Origin of the sequence: Enterobacter sp. ZOR0014 (assembly GCF_000798855.1) — a bacterium.
In the GTDB taxonomy this organism is placed as follows: domain Bacteria; phylum Pseudomonadota; class Gammaproteobacteria; order Enterobacterales; family Enterobacteriaceae; genus Enterobacter; species Enterobacter kobei.
The window spans coordinates 1-18,214 of record NZ_JTLF01000048.1 but is presented as its reverse complement, the minus strand read 5'-3'; the positions used below and the strand labels follow the sequence as shown (position 1 = coordinate 18,214).

At 55.3% G+C, this 18,214-nt stretch carries 20 protein-coding genes; 12 read left to right on the top strand and 8 right to left on the bottom strand.

All coding sequences use genetic code 11. The features are described from left to right. Positions 1 to 164: 164 nt before the first annotated feature. Both L977_RS02090 and L977_RS02085 read right to left on the bottom strand, forming a co-directional pair. Complete coding sequence (locus tag L977_RS02090; protein WP_023330389.1) at positions 165 to 938, bottom strand: transporter substrate-binding domain-containing protein; 774 nt, start codon at positions 936 to 938, stop codon at positions 165 to 167. Positions 939 to 960: 22 nt separating this feature from the next. After that, on the bottom strand, positions 961 to 2,130 hold the full coding sequence (locus L977_RS02085; RefSeq protein WP_047624532.1) for a pyridoxal phosphate-dependent aminotransferase: 1,170 nt from the start codon (positions 2,128 to 2,130) through the stop codon (positions 961 to 963). A gap of 114 nt (positions 2,131 to 2,244) precedes the next feature. On the opposite strand from L977_RS02085, the gene L977_RS02080 reads away from it, so the two are divergent. Next, the gene (locus tag L977_RS02080) at positions 2,245 to 3,087 is read left to right on the top strand and encodes a LysR family transcriptional regulator (RefSeq protein ID WP_047624531.1); all 843 of its coding nucleotides are present in this window, start codon (positions 2,245 to 2,247) and stop codon (positions 3,085 to 3,087) included. Here L977_RS02080 and L977_RS02075 read toward each other — a convergent pair. Together L977_RS02075 and hglS are read right to left on the bottom strand one after the other, a co-directional pair. Then, a complete protein-coding gene (locus L977_RS02075) occupies positions 3,074 to 4,579 on the bottom strand; it encodes a carboxylesterase/lipase family protein (protein WP_014883794.1) in 1,506 nt (501 codons plus the stop codon). The two genes, L977_RS02080 and L977_RS02075, sit on opposite strands and share 14 nt — an antisense overlap. A gap of 43 nt (positions 4,580 to 4,622) precedes the next feature. Then, entirely contained in the window at positions 4,623 to 5,966 is a 1,344-nt protein-coding gene (hglS, locus tag L977_RS02070) for a 2-oxoadipate dioxygenase/decarboxylase HglS (RefSeq protein ID WP_045282088.1), read from the bottom strand. A 428-nt stretch (positions 5,967 to 6,394) separates the two neighbouring features. Here hglS and L977_RS02065 point away from each other — a divergent pair, with 428 nt between their 5' ends. The 8 genes from L977_RS02065 to L977_RS02030 all read left to right on the top strand — a co-directional run bounded on the left by L977_RS02065 (position 6,395) and on the right by L977_RS02030 (position 12,937). Further along, positions 6,395 to 6,580: a general stress protein gene (locus L977_RS02065; RefSeq protein ID WP_014883792.1), complete on the top strand. Its 186-nt coding sequence runs from the start codon at positions 6,395 to 6,397 to the stop codon at positions 6,578 to 6,580. A 99-nt stretch (positions 6,581 to 6,679) separates the two neighbouring features. Beyond that, positions 6,680 to 7,174, top strand: a complete 495-nt coding sequence (locus L977_RS02060; protein WP_047624528.1) for a YciE/YciF ferroxidase family protein — start codon at positions 6,680 to 6,682, stop codon at positions 7,172 to 7,174. Positions 7,175 to 7,197: 23 nt separating this feature from the next. Continuing rightward, positions 7,198 to 7,401, top strand: coding sequence for a hypothetical protein (locus tag L977_RS02055; RefSeq protein ID WP_023335667.1), 204 nt, complete (start codon positions 7,198 to 7,200; stop codon positions 7,399 to 7,401). 25 nt (positions 7,402 to 7,426) lie between these two features. Beyond that, entirely contained in the window at positions 7,427 to 7,933 is a 507-nt protein-coding gene (locus tag L977_RS02050) for a ferritin-like domain-containing protein (RefSeq protein ID WP_024908416.1), read from the top strand. 15 nt (positions 7,934 to 7,948) lie between these two features. Continuing rightward, on the top strand, positions 7,949 to 8,821 hold the full coding sequence (locus L977_RS02045; protein WP_008502274.1) for a manganese catalase family protein: 873 nt from the start codon (positions 7,949 to 7,951) through the stop codon (positions 8,819 to 8,821). A 68-nt stretch (positions 8,822 to 8,889) separates the two neighbouring features. Further along, positions 8,890 to 10,293 carry a cytochrome ubiquinol oxidase subunit I gene (locus tag L977_RS02040; RefSeq protein ID WP_045268128.1) on the top strand — a complete coding sequence of 468 codons (1,404 nt, stop codon included), beginning with the start codon at positions 8,890 to 8,892 and terminating at the stop codon, positions 10,291 to 10,293. Beyond that, positions 10,293 to 11,303: a cytochrome d ubiquinol oxidase subunit II gene (cydB, locus tag L977_RS02035; RefSeq protein WP_014883788.1), complete on the top strand. Its 1,011-nt coding sequence runs from the start codon at positions 10,293 to 10,295 to the stop codon at positions 11,301 to 11,303. Before L977_RS02040 ends, cydB begins: the two co-directional genes overlap by 1 nt. Before the next feature lie 8 nt (positions 11,304 to 11,311). After that, the gene (locus tag L977_RS02030) at positions 11,312 to 12,937 is read left to right on the top strand and encodes an alpha-amylase family protein (RefSeq protein ID WP_047624520.1); all 1,626 of its coding nucleotides are present in this window, start codon (positions 11,312 to 11,314) and stop codon (positions 12,935 to 12,937) included. Here the strand turns inward: L977_RS02030 and L977_RS02025 are convergent, their stop codons facing one another. The 4 genes from L977_RS02025 to L977_RS02010 are packed head-to-tail and all read right to left on the bottom strand — an operon-like array spanning position 12,938 to position 15,431. After that, positions 12,938 to 13,924, bottom strand: a complete 987-nt coding sequence (locus L977_RS02025) for an SDR family oxidoreductase (protein ID WP_014883787.1) — start codon at positions 13,922 to 13,924, stop codon at positions 12,938 to 12,940. A 17-nt stretch (positions 13,925 to 13,941) separates the two neighbouring features. Beyond that, entirely contained in the window at positions 13,942 to 14,460 is a 519-nt protein-coding gene (locus tag L977_RS02020; RefSeq protein ID WP_014883786.1) for a 2-oxo-tetronate isomerase, read from the bottom strand. After that, a complete protein-coding gene (locus L977_RS02015) occupies positions 14,457 to 14,918 on the bottom strand; it encodes a DUF421 domain-containing protein (protein ID WP_047624518.1) in 462 nt (153 codons plus the stop codon). Before L977_RS02015 ends, L977_RS02020 begins: the two co-directional genes overlap by 4 nt. 9 nt (positions 14,919 to 14,927) lie before the next feature. After that, a complete protein-coding gene (locus L977_RS02010; protein ID WP_023330382.1) occupies positions 14,928 to 15,431 on the bottom strand; it encodes a hypothetical protein in 504 nt (167 codons plus the stop codon). 139 nt (positions 15,432 to 15,570) lie between these two features. Here L977_RS02010 and L977_RS02005 point away from each other — a divergent pair, with 139 nt between their 5' ends. The 3 genes from L977_RS02005 to L977_RS01995 all read left to right on the top strand — a co-directional run bounded on the left by L977_RS02005 (position 15,571) and on the right by L977_RS01995 (position 18,015). Next, positions 15,571 to 15,960: a YdeI family stress tolerance OB fold protein gene (locus tag L977_RS02005; protein ID WP_014883783.1), complete on the top strand. Its 390-nt coding sequence runs from the start codon at positions 15,571 to 15,573 to the stop codon at positions 15,958 to 15,960. Between the two features lie 64 nt (positions 15,961 to 16,024). After that, positions 16,025 to 16,909 carry an SDR family oxidoreductase gene (locus tag L977_RS02000; RefSeq protein ID WP_014883782.1) on the top strand — a complete coding sequence of 295 codons (885 nt, stop codon included), beginning with the start codon at positions 16,025 to 16,027 and terminating at the stop codon, positions 16,907 to 16,909. A gap of 182 nt (positions 16,910 to 17,091) precedes the next feature. Further along, complete coding sequence (locus tag L977_RS01995; RefSeq protein WP_014883781.1) at positions 17,092 to 18,015, top strand: LysR substrate-binding domain-containing protein; 924 nt, start codon at positions 17,092 to 17,094, stop codon at positions 18,013 to 18,015. The last annotated feature ends 199 nt before the right edge of the window (positions 18,016 to 18,214 follow it).

The following is an 18,214-nucleotide window of genomic DNA, read 5'->3' as shown; positions in this document are numbered from 1 at the left end:
AAACAAAAATGGTTAAGAATCCAATTGTTGGCCGGTGATTATATGAACAAAGTGAGAAATATTTTCTGTCGACCAGAACGGCCCGAAAGTGGTGTAAAGAAAGCCTGGAAAATGTGTAGAAAAATGCCCCGACGCGACATCGATCGCCGGGGCAAATGAGGCGGTTATTTTACGCTGACATCGATACCCGGAAAGTACTTATCAGCGAGTTTAGCGATCGTGCCGTCGGCACGCACTTTATCAATCGCGGCATCAAGCTGCTTTTTGGTGGCCTCGTCACCTTTACGCAACCCAAAACCGATCCCACTCCCGAGGATAGTGTCGTCAGACACCGGTTTGCCGATGAAGCCAAACCCTTTCCCCTGCGGCTTGCTGAGGAAACCTGCCTGCCCGGCCGCGGACATCACCAGCGAGGCGTCGATACGGCCATTAAGCAGGTCGCCCCAGGCCATATTCTGATCTTTATAAGACACCACGGTGACACCCTGCTTTTCCCAGTGCTCTTTCGCATAGGTTTCCTGAATTGAGCCCTGCAGCACGCCAATGGTTTTCCCCTTCAGCCCTTCTGGGGTCGCTTCTACCGCCGTACCGGCCTTGCCGACCAGCTGCGACGGAATGCGGTAAATCGGCTGGGTAAAATCAATGCTCTTGCGGCGCTGCTCGGTGATATTCATCGCCGAATTAATGGCGTCGAATTTCTTCGCCACCAGGCCCGGGATCAGCGCGTCAAACGAGGTTTCCACCCAGCTGCACTTCAGCGCTGCCGCTTTGCAAATGGCATTCCCCAGCTCAACGTCAAACCCTTCCAGTTCGCCTGAGGCATTACGGCTTTCAAACGGCGGATATTCCGCTTCCAGACCATAACGCAGCTCGGTCGCCGCGAAGGACGAAAAGGTACACAGCAATCCCATGCCGACGACTAACGCGCGTAATTTCATCTACAACTCCTCAGAGCTTATCTCAGCGTGGTTTAACCCGACACAGGGCCTGGGCACCTGCCCGTAACGTCGCCTCATCTTTCGCAAAAGAGAGACGAATCAATTTATTATCCGTACCGTCCGCATAAAACGCCGACAGCGGAATGGTGGCAACGCCGTACTCCACGATCAGCCGTTTCACCAGCTCGCTGTCGCGCTCATCGCTGAACGCGCTGTAATCCGCCAGCATGAAGAACGACCCGGCGCTCGGTAGCAGGGTAAACGGCGAATCGGCCAGCAGACCGTGCAGCAGATCGCGCTTACGCTGGTAAAACGCCGACAGCGAGAGCCAGGTTTGCGGATCGACCATATGCTCCGCAAAGGCGTGCTGCATTGGCGTATCGGCAGAGAACATTAAAAATTGATGGACTTTACAAATCTCATCCATCAGTACCGCCGGGGCGACACAATACCCTACGCGCCAGCCGGTGACGTGATAGGTTTTTCCGAAAGATGAAATAATCACGCTGCGCTCCGCCAGCTGCGGGTGCGTGGCCATTCCATGATGCGGTTCACCGTCAAAAACCACGTGTTCGTACACTTCGTCAGACAAAATAATGATGTCGGTCTGGCGCGTCAGCGCCGCCAGCTGTTGCAGGTCATTGGCACAGAAGACCTGACCGCTCGGGTTGTGCGGCGTGTTAATGATGATCATGCGCGTGCGCGGGGTGATCGCGGCACGCACCTCATCCCAGTTGACGGCAAAATCCGGCACCGTGAGTTTGATAGCAATCGGGGTAGCCCCCTGCAGACGGACAATCGGCGCGTAGCTGTCAAAGGACGGTTCAAAGTAGATCACCTCATCACCGGGGTGCACGAGACCGCTTATCGCTGAATAGAGCCCTTCGCTGGCGCTGGCGGTCACCAGCACCTCGCTGGCAGGGTCATACTGCGTGCCGTAGAGCGTGGCAATTTTATCGGCAATGCGTTCTTTCAGCGGCTGCAGGCCGGTCATCGCCGCGTACTGGTTATGCCCTGACGCCATCGCTCGGGTGACGCCTGCAATCAGTTTCGGGTCACAGGAAAAATTCGGTGCGCCCTGAGAAAGGTTAATGGCGTTATGCTGTGCCGAAAGCTGGCCGATAACGGTAAAAATGGTGGTCCCCACGTCTGGCAGTTTGGAGCGCGTTTGTACCGGCGTTCGTAAAGTCATCCTCTTTCCCTTCTCATGGACGTTGCATAACTATTCAAACAACAAGTGCGTTGCCGGGACAATCGAATTGTTGTCATAATAGCCATGAGAAAAATGCATAGCTGAGGTGTTTCAATGTCTCGCCGTTCGCTCCCCCTTAACGCCATCGACGCATTTTTAGTCACCGCGCGTCATCTGAATCTTACCCATGCCGCCGCAGAGCTGTGTCTTACCCAGGGGGCCGTGAGCCGTAAGATCGCCTCCCTTGAGGCGTGGTTTGGCTTTCCGCTGTTTGAGCGCCACGCCCGCGGGCTGCGCCTCTCACCGCAGGGCAGCGCCCTGCTTCCGGAGCTGCAATCCACTTTCGAACAGCTGCTGACCGTGGCCGACCAGGCCCGTAGCCAGCATACCGTGATCCGGCTTAAGGCCCCCACCTGCGCCATGCGCTGGCTGGTACCGCGCCTGCTGGAGGTGGAGCACGCGCATCCGGATCTGCAGATCGCGCTGACGACCACCACCGATCATAACGTCAATTTCAAAACCGAATCTTACGACGCGGCCATTGTGTTTGGCACGCATATGAGCGCAGGCGATCTGCTGTTCGAAGAGGCGCTCACGCCGGTCCTCAGCCCGGTGCGGGCAGGTACAACGCTGGGTTCACTGACGTTCCTTCACCCGACGCGGGATAAGACCGACTGGTCACTGTGGCTGGCGAAGCAGGAAGGTCCCGGGTTTGTTATGCACAAAAATCAACACTTCGATACGATGGATCTCGCCATTACCGCCGCCATTCAGGGGCTGGGCGTCGCCATTGCCGACGAAACGCTGGTGGCAGAAGATGTGGGTGCCGGAAGGCTGATGCGGCCCTATGAGACAAGCGTAAAAACCGGCGCGAGCTACCGGCTGGTGCTGCGCGAAACGCCTGACGAAGAAAATGGTCTGGCGGCGTTTCGCGCCTGTTTACTTAATCGAGGCTGACGTGGTGCTTCATCACCCGTTTAAAGAGGCTCATGCGCGCGCGCATAAAGCGGTTTTCAAGCCGGAAACCTGCATGTTTATTCACACCGATACGTAGCAGCACGTCCCGCCCTTTACGGCACGCGGGCCAGTGCGTCGGCCCAGACAGGCTATCATGCGTTCCGGCATCGCGCGCAAAGCTTACCCAGTAATCGGCTACCCTGGCAGCAAACTGTAAATCCCGTTCGTTGACATACTGACGTGAAGGCTCCACCTGGCCGAGGGTATCGAACACGTAGGGCACTTCATTGCCATGCCACGCGCCGTTGATATAGGTGGCATGCTCCGCTTCAGCGACATAGTCAAACCAGTAACGCCAGCAAAGCCCGCCGACACGCTGCTGCGCCTGCATCACGACATAGCCCATGGTGGTAAACGCCATATCGCGACACACCTGTCTGCCCAGCTCTTCGTCGCCTTTCACACCCGGATAAAGCAGCTTGATGAGCCCCAGCCCAAAACGACGCTCCCGGCGAAGCTTCTGGATTTGCCCGGCGAGATCGATGCCAAACACCGCCATGACGCTGGCTTCATCGCTGTTAGAACCTATCATCACCGGCACAGGGTGCTGGCGGGCAGCGAAAAAAACATCCAGCATGGCCTCCGGCAGGACGCAATCCCCGACGATCGGCGCCGGGGCGATGTTGAGTGGCGCGGTCAGCGGCCAGAATGACTCAGGCGGGATCGCGCGCAGCTGCTCTGCCGTCGCGTTTTCCAGTCCAAAATGGGCGGCCAGTGCTTCCCCTTTTTGCAGTGCCAGCTGGCGCGGCGTGTCGGGCAAGGTATATCCACTCTGGACTATCGCCTTGTGGAACAGCCCTTCCGCCAGCGGCGAGGCCAGCAACGACAGCACGCTGCGGGCGCCAGCGGACTCACCAAACAGGGTCACGTTATGCGGGTCGCCCCCAAACGCGGTGATATTCTCCCGCACCCATTCAAGCGCGGCAATCTGATCAAGCAGAGCAAAATTATGCACTACCCGCTCTTCTTCCCCCTCCAGCGCGGGATGGGCGAAAAAGCCGAGATGGCCGAGACGGTAGTTAATCGTGACCACAACCACGCCGCGCGCGGCCAGGGATTTGCCGTGATACGGTGGCAGACCACCGGCACCAATCGTAAACCCGCCCCCGTGCAGCCAGACCATCACCGGAAGCGATCCCGGGCGGTCGACGGGGGACCAGACATTCAGATAGAGACAGTCTTCAGAGAACTGGCCGGGATCGCCCCCGCCCAGCTCCTGACAATATTCACTGCTTTGCCAGCTTGAGGCCGAAAAGGCAGTGGCATCGCGAACGCCATCCCAGCGTTCTGGTGGGCGCGGTGAGCGCCAGCGCCAGTCACCCACTGGCGGTGCAGCATAGGGAATACCGCACCAGCGGTGGACATTTTCATCGGTTAAACCAGTCAGTGCGCCCTGGCGCGTTTCAACCACAGGGGCGGAAGGATTTTGCATAACGACCTTATTTTTTCCATCACACCCCTGCAGAGTAACGGTTTCAGAGCAAACCGCAACGCTGTTTGCTGCGCGTTTCAGCCTCCTCATAGAGGGAGAATTCGTCATACACCGGGCAGCCGAGCGCGGCTTCAAACGCGTCGCGGCTGGCATTACCGTGACTGCGCGCCTGAGTTTCATTCCCGAGATTGGACTGGAAAATCCCGGCGGCGCTGACCGGAAGAAAATCTTCGTAGGTAATCGGCTGGGCAACGACCCACCCGCGCTCAATCAGCGGCTGCGGATCGTCGCCGGGACGGAACGCATGACGATGGGCTTCCCCGGCGGGCGTCAGACGGTAGCGGAAATAAGCCAGTTCCTGGCGGCGCATTAACAGCTCGCTGTCCGGGAAGGCACTGAAAATCTCACGCAAATGAAGCTGGTGCGTCAGGTTATCTTTGCCGGTACCGGCCTTAGCCAGCAGGCTATCGTACAGTTCACGGCCTTTCGGCGTCAGCGCCACGCCGCGCTGTTCTATTTCACCGAAGCGGGCGGTGTGGGTGCCCTTATGTTCACCGGCAAACAGCACCGGCTCTTCGAGCGCCTTGAAGCTGGTTTGACGCAATAACACGGGCACGTCACGACGCGGCGGCCCTTCGATCAGAATTTTGGGCTCAATACCATACTTCGGCATCAACTCCTGCACCCGGTCAATATCCAGCGTGCGCGGCGTGAGGTGGTTAATATGGCACCCCGGGAAGCAGACCACATCCGCAATCAGGCGATGTTCGTTATGCAGTGCCAGATAAGTTTCCTGATCGACCGTCGCATGACGGTGCCAGCGGAAGGTTTCCAGCGCTTCCTGAACAAACTCACGCGCCTGGGCGTCAGTAAACTGCCCTTCTGATTCCCAGAGATCGAGAAGTGCCAGACAGCGCGGGGTAAAAATGTTCCGCTGAGCAAGGATCTCCGCCGCGCGCTCGCGTAGCGGGACGTTTTCAATCAGCTCAAGGCGCAGCAGTGAGGTAAAGATACGAAACGGATTCCGGCACAGCGCCGCATCATCTACCGGGCGAAACGCCGTTGAGTGAACCGGCACCCCCGCCTGAGAGAGATCGTAATAGCTGACCGGATACATGCCCATGATGGCAAACATACGACGCAGGGTGGAAAGCTCTTGCGCCGTGCCGACGCGGATCGCGCCGTGGCGCTCCACGTTCAGACGGGCAAGCTCATCGGCGTTCGCCAGTTGTTCATGTAATAGTGGGTTATTTTCCAGAACCGCCAGGTTTACGTCCGCGACCAGTTCGAGCAACGTGCCGTACTGCGGAACTTCCTGCTGGTACATCGCCGACATAGCCTGCGAAAAATGTTCCCGAATATCATCAGCCGTGATGGTGTTCGCCATGATGTCATGCCTCCAGTGAATATTACCTGGAGTGTAGAGAAACCCGTTCCTTCCGGGGGGAAGAATTTCTGATTTGTGATCTTAAGACGACAGTGGTCAAACCGTGTGCTACCGTCGCCTGCACAGCCCTTCCTGACGACAAATTAATCGCATTCGGTGCGCCATTATTATTTACCCTCAGCTTTCAAATTTTTAGTGGAAACTTAGGACTAATCCCACCCTTCGTTTACAAGTCCTTCCCACTCCTTCATATTTTTTCAGGTAAGCGAAGCGTAAAGCCGTCATTATTTCAAAATAACGATACCGCAAATAGCAAAGCGCATTTGACGAATAGCGCACAGCGACTAGAGTTATTACTCGAACGACGAGTGATACGGAATATATTCGTATCGTACTGACATAACCAATATATGAATATGAGGTTTAATATGGCAGAGCATCGTGGTGGTTCCGGTAATTTCGCGCAAGACCGTGAAAAAGCATCAGAAGCTGGGCGTAAAGGTGGCCAGCATAGCGGTGGGAACTTTAAAAACGATCCACAACGCGCATCAGAAGCGGGTAAAAAAGGAGGACAGAATAGTCACGGCGGAGGCCGTAAATCTGATAACTCCTGATTTAATTTAATACTCTTTTATAAAACCCGAGAGTATGCTGCGGGCTGAAAAGCTCGCAGTAATCATTCTTTATTTATCCTTTACCGGAGCGTAATAATTATGAATATGAAAAGTATAGAGGACGTATTTATTCATCTTCTCTCTGATACCTACAGTGCGGAAAAGCAACTTACCCGGGCATTAAGCAAGCTTGCGCGTGCCGCATCCAGTGAGAAACTGAGCGCCGCCTTTACCGCACACCTCGAGGAGACGCAGGGTCAGATCGAACGCATCGATCAGATTATCGAGCAGGAAGACGGTATCAAGCTCAAGCGCATGAAATGCGTGGCAATGGAAGGCTTAATTGAAGAGGCGAACGAAGTCATCGAAAGCACGGAGAAAAATGAAGTGCGTGATGCCGCGTTAATTGCCGCAGCCCAAAAAGTGGAGCATTACGAAATTGCCAGCTACGGTACCCTTGCCACCCTGGCAGAGCAGCTTGGCTATAAAAAAGCCGTTAAGCTTCTTGCAGAAACACTGAAAGAAGAAAAAGAGACCGACCTTAAACTCACCGATCTGGCCGTAGGAAATATTAACCAAAAAGCGCAAAAATGACGCTATAACACAGGTTAAATAAAATGAGCATCAGTCCCAGGACAATTAAACGGTGCCATTTAACGGCAGCTATAATATGGTTCATTCTCGCTATCCCTTCCGTAATATGGTGGAAGAGCAGCGTACTATGGGTCATTATCATCAGCATCTACGCTAATATTGTCGGCCATTTATCTGGCTACAGTGCCGCGCGTGCCGATCAGGCTGCTGAAAGTGAGACCAAATAAGCGAACCCCAAATGAGGATATAATAATGAATCACGTAGAACACTACCATGACTGGCTACGCGATGCCCATGCGATGGAAAAGCAAGCTGAGTCAATGCTGGAATCCATGGCCAGCCGTATCGATAATTATCCTGATGTTCGCGCCAGAATTGAACAACATATTAATGAGACAAAACGCCAAATTACATTGCTGGAGGAGATCCTTGATCGCAATGATATTTCTCGTTCAGTTTTGAAAGATTCAATGAGCAAGATGGCGGCGCTGGGTCAGTCCATCGGCGGGATGTTCCCTTCTGATGAGATTGTGAAGGGGTCAATTAGCGGCTATGTCTTTGAACAGTTTGAAATCGCCTGCTACACCTCGCTGCTTGCCGCGGCTAAAAAAGCGGGTGACGTTGCGTCGGTGCCTGCCATTGAGACGATCCTCGCGGAAGAGCGCGAGATGGCCGACTGGTTGATTCGTCATATTCCGCAGACCACGGAACAGTTCCTGCTGCGTTCAGACGCATCGGGCGTCGAAGCAAAAAAATAATCAGGGAGAATCGCCATGTTCCGACACGTTAAACAGCTGCAATATACGGTTCGCGTTGCTGAACCGAACCCAGGCCTCGCCAATCTTTTACTGGAACAGTTCGGTGGGCCGCAGGGCGAACTGGCTGCCGCCTGCCGGTACTTTACGCAAGGATTGAGCGATGACGATCCGGGCCGTAAAGATATGCTGATGGATATCGCGACCGAGGAGTTAAGCCACCTCGAAATCATCGGTACCCTGGTGGGCATGCTGAATAAAGGCGCGAAAGGCGCGCTGGCGGAAGGGGTGGAAAACGAGGCCGAGCTGTATCGGTCCATGACCGAAAACGGCAATGACAGCCATATTACCTCCCTGCTCTACGGTGGTGGCACCCCGCTCACTAACTCTGCGGGCGTGCCCTGGACGGCGGCCTACGTGGACACCATCGGCGAGCCAACGGCGGACCTGCGCTCAAACGTGGCAGCAGAGGCCAGAGCGAAAATCATCTATGAACGGCTGATCAACGTGACCGACGATCCCGGCGTAAAGGATGCCCTGGCGTTTCTGATGACGCGCGAGGCGGCGCATCAGCTCTCCTTTGAGAAGGCGCTGCAGTCTATCCGTAATAATTTCCCGCCGGGAAAATTGCCGCCAATCGAGGAATTCACCAACAAGTACTACAATATGTCTGAAGGTGGAGAGGTTCGCGGAAGCTGGAACAGCGATAAACATTTCGATTACGTTGAGTCCCCCCAGCCTGCGGTTGACGGCGGCGATGGCAGCGCAAGCGTCACGCTCACAACCGAACAGGCAACCCTGGTCAAGGCGATGTCTGCCCGTACGAAGTCCGATCCACATTCCGACCCGCTGACCGGTGCCGAGCTGGGTGCCGGTAAGACTAAACCGTAATCGGTTTTGCCGGGCAGCCATAAACTGCCCGGCAATTCTCGTGCCCCATCGTTTCAGAGGTACGGACCATGTTCGAACTCGATGCATTTCATCTGGCCAGAATTCAGTTCGCTTTTACCGTCTCGTTCCATATCCTTTTTCCCGCGATCACCATCGGACTCGCCAGCTATCTGGTCGTGCTGGAGGGGATGTGGCTGCGCACCAAAAACGACGTCTGGCGATCGCTGTATCACTTCTGGCTAAAGATATTTGCCGTTAACTTCGGTATGGGGGTCGTTTCCGGATTGGTCATGGCGTACCAGTTTGGCACCAACTGGAGCGGATTCTCACAGTTCGCGGGCAGTATCACCGGTCCACTCCTCACCTATGAAGTCTTAACCGCTTTCTTCCTGGAAGCCGGTTTCCTGGGTGTAATGATGTTCGGCTGGAATAAGGTTGGCCCGGGCCTGCACTTCTTTTCCACCTGCATGGTCGCGCTCGGCACCTTAATGTCGACCTTCTGGATCCTCGCCTCCAACAGCTGGATGCATACGCCGCAGGGGTTCACCATCGAGAACGGACAGGTCATTCCGCAAGACTGGCTGGCAATCGTCTTTAACCCCTCCTTCCCTTATCGCCTGATTCATATGGCTATTGCCGCGTTTCTGAGCAGCGCGCTGTTTGTCGGCGCGTCGGGTGCCTGGCACCTGCTGCGCGGTAACGATACGCCCGCCATCCGAACCATGTTCTCGATGGCCATGTGGATGGCACTGCTGGTCGCCCCCATCCAGGCGGTGGTGGGCGATATGCACGGCCTGAACACGCTTGAGCATCAGCCCGCCAAAATCGCCGCCATTGAGGGACACTGGGAAAATCCGCCCGGCGAGGCCACCCCACTGCTGCTGTTTGGCCTGCCGGATATGGAGGAGGAACGCACCAAATACGGCCTCGAGATCCCGGCGCTCGGCAGCCTGATCCTGACGCATAGCCTGGATAAACAGGTTCCGGCCCTGAAAGATTTCCCGAAAGAAGATCGCCCAAACTCGACCATCGTTTTCTGGTCGTTCCGCATCATGGTCGGGATGGGGCTGCTGATGATTACCCTCGGTCTGCTCAGCCTCTGGCTACGCTACCGTCACCGGCTTTTCCACTCGCGCCCGTTCCACTGGTTTGCGCTCTGCATGGGGCCAGCGGGGCTGCTGGCGCTGCTCGCCGGCTGGGTAACCACCGAAGTGGGCCGTCAACCGTGGGTGGTCTATGGTTATCTGCGTACGATTGATGCGGTCTCCCTGCACAGTACTCTGCAAATGAGCATCAGCTTGCTGGCCTTCTTCATTGTCTACTCGTCGGTGTTCGGCGTGGGGTATGTTTACCTCATCAGGTTGATTAAGAAAGGTCCGCAGCCCGTCGATACGCTGACGTCAAACACGTCGGGCACTCCCGCCCGTCCGCTGTCTGCCGCGGAGTCCGTTTCAGAACAGGAGAGAATCTGATGGGCGTTGATATCGCTGTTATCTGGTTTGCCATCATCGTCTTTGCCACGCTGATGTACATCATTATGGATGGCTTTGATTTGGGCATCGGTCTGCTGTTCAACTTCGTGGGCGATGCCAGGGAACGCGATGTGATGGTTAATAGCGTGGCCCCGGTGTGGGACGGTAACGAAACCTGGCTGGTACTCGGCGGCGCGGGATTGTTCGGCGCGTTTCCGCTGGCCTACGCGGTGATTATTGATGCGTTGACCATCCCCCTCACCGCCATGCTCATCGGCCTCATCTTTCGCGGCGTCGCCTTTGAGTTCCGTTTTAAAGCGACGCCCTCACACCGCAAATTCTGGGACTACTCCTTCGCAGGCGGGTCCTTACTCGCCACCTTCAGCCAGGGGATCGTCGTAGGGGCAGTGATCAATGGCTTTGACGTGGAAGGCCGGCGCTTTGTCGGCTCTGCGCTTGACTGGCTGACGCCCTTCAATCTTTTCTGTGGCATCGGGCTGGTCGTTGCCTATACGCTGCTGGGGACCACCTGGCTCATAATGAAAAGTGAAGGCGCACTGCAAAACCGCATGCGCGAGCTGACGCGCCACGTGCTGCTGGCACTGGTGGTGGTTATTGCGGTGGTCAGCGTCTGGACGCCGCTTGGCTGGCAGTACGTGGCCGACCGCTGGTTTACCTTGCCCAACTTCTTCTGGTTCCTGCCGGTTCCCCTGCTGGTAGGGCTGTTTACGGTGCTGATCTGGCGGTTGACCCGCAACCCGGCCAGCCACTCGCGTCCGTTCCTGCTCACGCTGGGGCTGATCTTCCTCGGTTTTAGCGGCCTGGGTATCAGCCTGTGGCCAAACATTATTCCGCCCCATATCACCCTGTGGGAAGCCGCGGCACCGCCCGCCAGCCAGCTGTTTATGCTGGTCGGCACCCTGCTGATCATTCCGGTGATTCTGGTGTACACCGCCTGGAGCTACTACGTCTTCCGGGGCAAAGTGTCGGATACTGAAGGCTATCACTGAGGAACGCTATGACAGACTGGCATATACGGGCCATTATTTATCAAATTGATACCGCACTGTTTTATGATATGAACGGCGATGGTTGTGGAGACATCGCCGGAATTGCGGCCAAGCTGCGTTATATCCGCCGCATGGGCGCGACGGTTATCTGGATCACCCCATTTTACCTCACCCCCTTTCTGGACGAAGGCTACGACGTTAGCGACCATCTGCAGGTGGATCCGCGCTTCGGTAAACTGGCCGATATCATCGCCTTTATCGGACAGGCCCGGGAGCTGGGCATGCAGGTCATTATTGAGCTGCTGATCCAGCATACCTCAGACGCGCATCCGTGGTTCCAGCAGGCCCGCCGAAACCCGGCATCCCCCTATCGTGATTACTACCTCTGGTCGGACAACGACGATGACGACACGCCCCCAATGTTTCCCGGCGTGGAAAAAAGCGTCTGGAGCTGGGACGACGAGGCGGGACAGTACTACCGGCATATGTTTTATCGCCATGAGCCGGATCTGAACCTGACCTCGCCTGCGGTACTTAAAGAGATTGAGAACATCATTCTGTTCTGGCTTAAGCTGGGGGTGTCGGGCTTTCGCCTGGATGCCGCCACCCACCTCACCAGACAGGCAGGAAACGGTGACGAAAAAAAAGGGCTTTGGATCCTGGAGCATATGCGCCGTCTTATTGAGCAACGTAATCCAGACGCGATCCTGCTGGGTGAAGTCGACGTCGACGTCAAGACGTATAAAGACTACTTCGGCAATAACGATCGCCTGAATCTGGTGCTCAATTTCTGGCTCAATAAGTATTTCTACGTCAGCCTGGCGAGGAAAAGTGCCCGTCCGCTGCGTAATGCGGTGAAAAAGATGATCGTCCCGCCCGACTCATGCTGTTTTGCCAACTGGCTGCGCAATCATGACGAGCTGGATCTGGAGGGCATTAGTCAGAAAGATAAGCAGTTTGTCCTTGATACCTTCGCCCCTGACGAAGAGATGAACGTCTATCAGCGCGGGATCCGCCGCCGCCTGGCGCCGATGCTGAATGGCGATCACAAGCGGCTGGCGTTCTGTCACGCCGTGCTCTTTTCCCTGCCGGGTGTCCCGGTGATGCGCTACGGGGATGAGATCGGCATGGGCGACGACCTGGAACTGGAAGAGCGTTACGCCGTTCGTACGCCGATGCAGTGGGCCGGATCGGCGGGGGGCGGTTTTTCCGCGGCCAACCCGGAAAAATTTATTGCCCCCATCATCGATCGCGGCCCGTATCGCTATCAGAAAATCAACGTCGCTGATTCGCTGCTTCACCGCAACTCGCTTCTGCACCGCATCATGGATATTGCCAATACCCGCTCAGAGTTCCCCGAAATTGCCGTTGCGCCCTTTCGTCTCATTACCCTCGATCACGACGCGGTGCTGGGGCTGTATTACGAGACCGATGAACGCAGCATCCTGACCTTCGTCAACTTCAGCGACCAGCCGGTGAAGTTCGCCGCAAAAGGGATCCGCAATGCCACCTGGACTGCCTGTCTCGCGGACAAACGCTACGACGACGCGCTGGTGTGCGGCAAAACCGTCGAGCTCACTCTTGGCGGCTACGGTTACCGCTGGTTCTGGACCCACCGTAGCGCGCTGCGCTGATTATCTTCTCCCTCGAATTATCAGGCGGGTCAGCATAATCCCCGCCACCGCGAGGGCGCCCAGTGCCACCTTGCCAGGCATACCGGAGGTGACGGACGGGGCTCGGTTCTTCGCCTCGTCTGTAAAACGGCCATGGATTTTGTGCAGATCATTAACCGGCTGGTCAAGATAGTCCCGGCGATCCGGTGCGTTCAGATCGTCGGTCATCTGACCTTCCCAGGCTTTTTTAACCATCAGCCGGTCAAGTAAACCCGGGAAAAGAAATTGCCCGACGATCGACTGAATCGTGCTGCTTCCCACCCACAGTTCCCGTACCGGTTTTTGTGCAACCTTAAAGATGGCGCGGGCGGCGACTTCGGGCTCAAAAACCGGTGGCACCGGGCGCATCGCCCAGGCGAACTTATTCCTCGCCCATTCGAACTGCGGCGTGTTAAGCCCCGGCATCTGAACCATCGAAAGCTGAACCCGGCTGTTTTCATGCATCAGTTCGGTACGCACCGCATCGGTGAAGCCGCGGATCGCCGCTTTGGCGCCACAGTAAGCGGACTGCAAAGGAATGGAACGGTAGGCCAGCGCGGATCCCACCTGGATAATCACGCCTCTGTCGCGGGGCACCATCAGCTCCAGCGCGGCGCGAGTGCCGTTGACAAAGCCGAGGTAGGTCACGTCAGTCACACGACGAAACTCATCCGGCGTAAGGGTGCGAAACGGTGCCAGCACGGCGCCCATGGCATTGTTAACCCACACGTCAATCGCCCCAAGGCGATACTCAATCTCGTTAGCCGCATCCACCACCGCCTGACTGTCGGCGACGTCCGCCTGCACCGCGTGGGCATTGACCCCAAAGCGCTTTAATTCCTCCTGAGTGGAGTGCAGGCTGGCTTCATCGCGGGCGATAAGTCCCACATCGTAGCCCGCCTTTGCAAAGTGCAGTGCCGTGGCTTTTCCCACGCCCGCCGTCCCGCCAGTAATCACTATGACAGCCATACAACCTCCACGAGAATTTACCCGATATTGTCGTCCGACAAGGTTGTTACCAGTTCAGCCAGCGCAAAATGCACCGCTTTTTCCACCACGTCCTGACAGTCACCGGAGAAAAGAACGGTGCGGGTTTTCGTCTCGCCGCAAATATTCCAGCCAAAGCAGACCGTCCCTGCCGCCGTCCCATCGTCGCCCCCTTCAGGGCCTGCGTATCCGCTGATGGCAATGCTGATATCCGCCTGGGCCATATCGCGGATACTGGCGGCCATCTCGCCCACCGTCGGTTCGCTGACGGCGGTATAGCGCGCCAGCGTTTCAGAACGCACGCCGAGGATCCGCGCTTTTGCTTCATCGCTGAACACCACCAGCCCGACATCATAAAAATCGGCGGTGTTCTCTTCTGCGCACAACGCGACCGAGAGCTTTCCCCCCGTACAGGATTCCGCCGTGGTTAAGCGCAGCCCGGCATCGGTTAATTTACTCGCCAGCTTTTTCGTTAATTCACTTACGGTATAATGATCGTCGTGAAACAGATTGCTCATTTTGCCGCCTCTTTTTTCTCAAAAGGAATGATTGAAATATGCCCATTACGTTCGAATATGGCATATTTGATTTCACTCATTTTTGTAATGCCATTATTCTGACGCGCTGACACCAGAATATCATCACAGGATACGTCGACTTTTTTAAGTTTATCCGCTAACGGCACGCCATTCTCGACAAGAATGACGGGATTACCATCCAGAATATTTTCCACCGGGGAAAAATATTTCTTCATCAACCCAAAGAGAATATCCACCACCACCAGCGTGGTAATCGTTATCATCGCCCCGGTGACAGAAAAGTCCTGCCCCAGAAGCGCCTGCTGCGTGGCTTCACTAATAATTAACAGTAGAATAAGATCAAAGCTGGTCATCTGTAGCAGCGCGCGTCGCCCCGCCACTTCAAATACCACCACGAGAAACAGATAAATCGCCAGCGCACGAAAGACCATATCCATATCAGCCTCCTACGGGTAAATAAATTGCCAGACGGTGATCTCCGGCTCGTTGTTTGCACGGATGACAGTATTCCACTTACCGGCCCGGGTCGGGGTCGTGAAGTACAACACGGAGAACCTGTCTGAATTCTGGAGCGTGTCATAGACGAAATAGAGGGTTTTCCCACGGCTATACATTCTGTCCGGCTGTGGCCAGACGCTGCCGGGTTCGTAAACGTCGCTGCGCTCGCTGGTGATGCTGAGCGTGAAGTGACCCGCCGTTTTCACCGGAAACGTAAATTGCATCCTTGACTCGGTCTCCCGACGGCCAAAGCGTTCATAGTGAATGGTCAGAGATTTAGCAGAATTGGTCCTGGACGTGTCGCTCACCATGCCGCTGGAAAACAGACCGGCCATCGCTGCGATGATAATACCTAAAAGCAGCACAAAACCCACCTGGCGAAATGCATATTCAAACCTGAGCAAGCGATAACTCTCATCTATCCCGGGTAACTTTTCATTTTCACGCTTCATTGTTGTCGTCACCGTTTCGCTTATTTTATGAATGTTTTGATTTCAAAAGAGATTGTTTTTAAGACTTATCACATTTGCCACATAAAGGAATAGCAACAATACTTAATAAGTCAAGACACCCAAAAATGAAGGATATCAGATGAAATTATCACTTATTTCCGCTTTTTTGATATTTTTGGTTCCATCAGCATGGGCAGATAATAACGGCGGGTTACAAAAAGGTGACGCGCCGCCCCCGCCTCACGCGCTGGATAGCGGATATCGTGGAACCGATGATGCGCGTATTATGACCATCGATCAGGCAAAACAAATGCATGACGGTGCGACAATTTCATTACGCGGTAATCTTATTGACGGTAGCGGCGATAAGTTTGTATTCCAGGATAAAACCGGAAAAATCGACGTTATTATTCCCCAGGCAGTCTTCGACGGCAGAACGGTAAAACCCGACCAGATGATCAGTATCAACGGTTCGCTTGATAAAAAATCATCTCCTGCCGTCGTCCGTGTTGATCGTTTGCAGAAATAATTCAGCGAAGCGTTAACGCTGCAACTATCCATCAAATCTCACCCCTTGGCTTAAGGAGTCAGCTATGAGTGATACTACACAACGTACGAACGCTTACCCGCAACCCCCGTTCCCGGAACAGCCGCAAACGCCGCCGGGACTGGCATCAGAGATGCAACCTGTACCCGATCATGGGGAAAAAAGCTACAAAGGGCATGGCCGCCTTACCGGCAAAAAAGCGCTGATCACCGGGGGTGACTCCGGGATAGGTCGCGCGGTGGCTATCGCCTATGCCCGTGAAGGGGCTGACGTTGCCATCAACTATTTGCCTGAAGAGGAAAAAGACGCCGCAGAGGTGATCGCGCTGATCAAAGCGGAAGGACGCAAAGCCATCGCGCTGCCGGGGGATATCCGGGATGAAACCTTCTGTCAGAATCTGGTCGAGGAAGCCGTCTCGAAGCTGGGTGGCCTGGATATTCTGATCAATAACGCGGGCCGTCAGCAGTACCGGGAGTCTCTGGAAGAGCTCACCACCGAAGACTTTGACGCGACGTTTAAAACCAACGTTTATGCCCCCTTCTGGATCACCAAGGCGGCGCTGCGCCATCTGAAGGCGTCGTCCGTTATCATTAACACCTCCTCGGTTCAGGCAGTGAAGCCCAGCCCCGTGCTGCTGGACTACGCCCAGACGAAAGCCTGTCTGGCCGTATTTACTAAATCCTTAGCCAAACAGCTGGGCCCAAAAGGCATTCGCGTCAACGCGGTGGCGCCTGGACCGTACTGGACGGTACTGCAGTCAAGCGGCGGTCAGCCAATGGAAAAAGTGAAGGAGTTTGGCGGCGATACGCCACTGGGGCGTCCGGGTCAGCCGGTAGAAATTGCTCCGCTGTACGTCACGCTGGCCTCGGATGCGTGTTCCTATACCTCCGGTCAGGTGTGGTGTTCTGACGGCGGGGATGGCGTCATCTAAGGGGTTACTGATGTAACCCCTCGGAAATGAGCAATAAATGAACAAGGACGTTCGCCTGCAGCCCCTCCTGAAAAACATGTTGTAACTCAAACAGATCAAATGTTAAAAATATTTTGCTATCAGGTTATCAAAATTAAACAACTTAACTTGTCACCCGCATCGCTCTGTTTTTAACATCGCCTATGGAAAAAAATGGTCTGTTCAGTCAGCGCATACGCTTGCGCCATTTGCATACATTTGTGGCCGTCGCTCAACAGGGAACGCTGGGGCGAGCGGCTGAAACCCTTAATCTGAGCCAGCCTGCGCTCTCAAAAACCCTTAACGAGCTGGAACAGCTCACCGGCGCCCGTCTTTTCGATCGCGGTCGGTTGGGCGCACAGCTTACCCTCGTGGGCGAACAGTTCCTGACGCACGCCGTTAAGGTGCTGGATGCGCTCAACACCGCAGGCCAGTCCCTGCACAGAAAAGAAGAGCACACCAGTGACGTGGTACGTGTGGGTGCCTTGCCTACCGCAGCGCTGGGCATTTTGCCGCCCGTGATTGGTCAATTCCACAAGCAGCAACGGCATACCACGATTCAGGTTGCCACCATGAATAACACCATGCTGCTCGCGGGGCTCAAATCGGGGGAACTGGATCTGGGTATCGGTCGTATGTCTGACCCTGAACTGATGGGCGGTCTCAATTACGAACTGCTGTTTCTGGAATCCCTGAAGCTGGTGGTGCGTCCCGACCATCCTTTACTGCAGGATACCGTGACGTTAAGCCGCGTCATGGAATGGCCCGTGGTGGTCTGCCCGAAAGGCACCGTCCCGCGCCAGGCCGCCGAAAACTTGCTGCAAATGCAGGGATGTACACTACCCTCAGGGTGTATCGAAACGCTGTCGGCCTCGCTGTCACGCCAGCTCACCCTCGATTATGACTACGTCTGGTTCGTTCCCTCCGGTGCGGTAAAAGATGATTTGCGTCAGGGAACCCTGACCGCTCTGCCGGTGACCGCCCCGGGTGCCGGTGAACCTATCGGCATTTTAACCCGCGTAGACACGCCGCTCTCAACGGGTGCGCAGACGCTGCTGAGCGCCATCCGTAAATCCATGCCGGTTTGAATTCTTCCCTTCACCCTAACCCTCTCCCCAACGGGGCGAGGGATCTGTCCTGTGCGCTAATCAAATAATGCGGAATGATTCATTAACAATTGCGTAAAACAATTTAACAGTTTTATCATAGCCACGAATTCACCAAATGGTTCGTAAATCTTTTGATAAAGATGAATTCACCCGTGTTAATCATTATTCCCGCCGATTT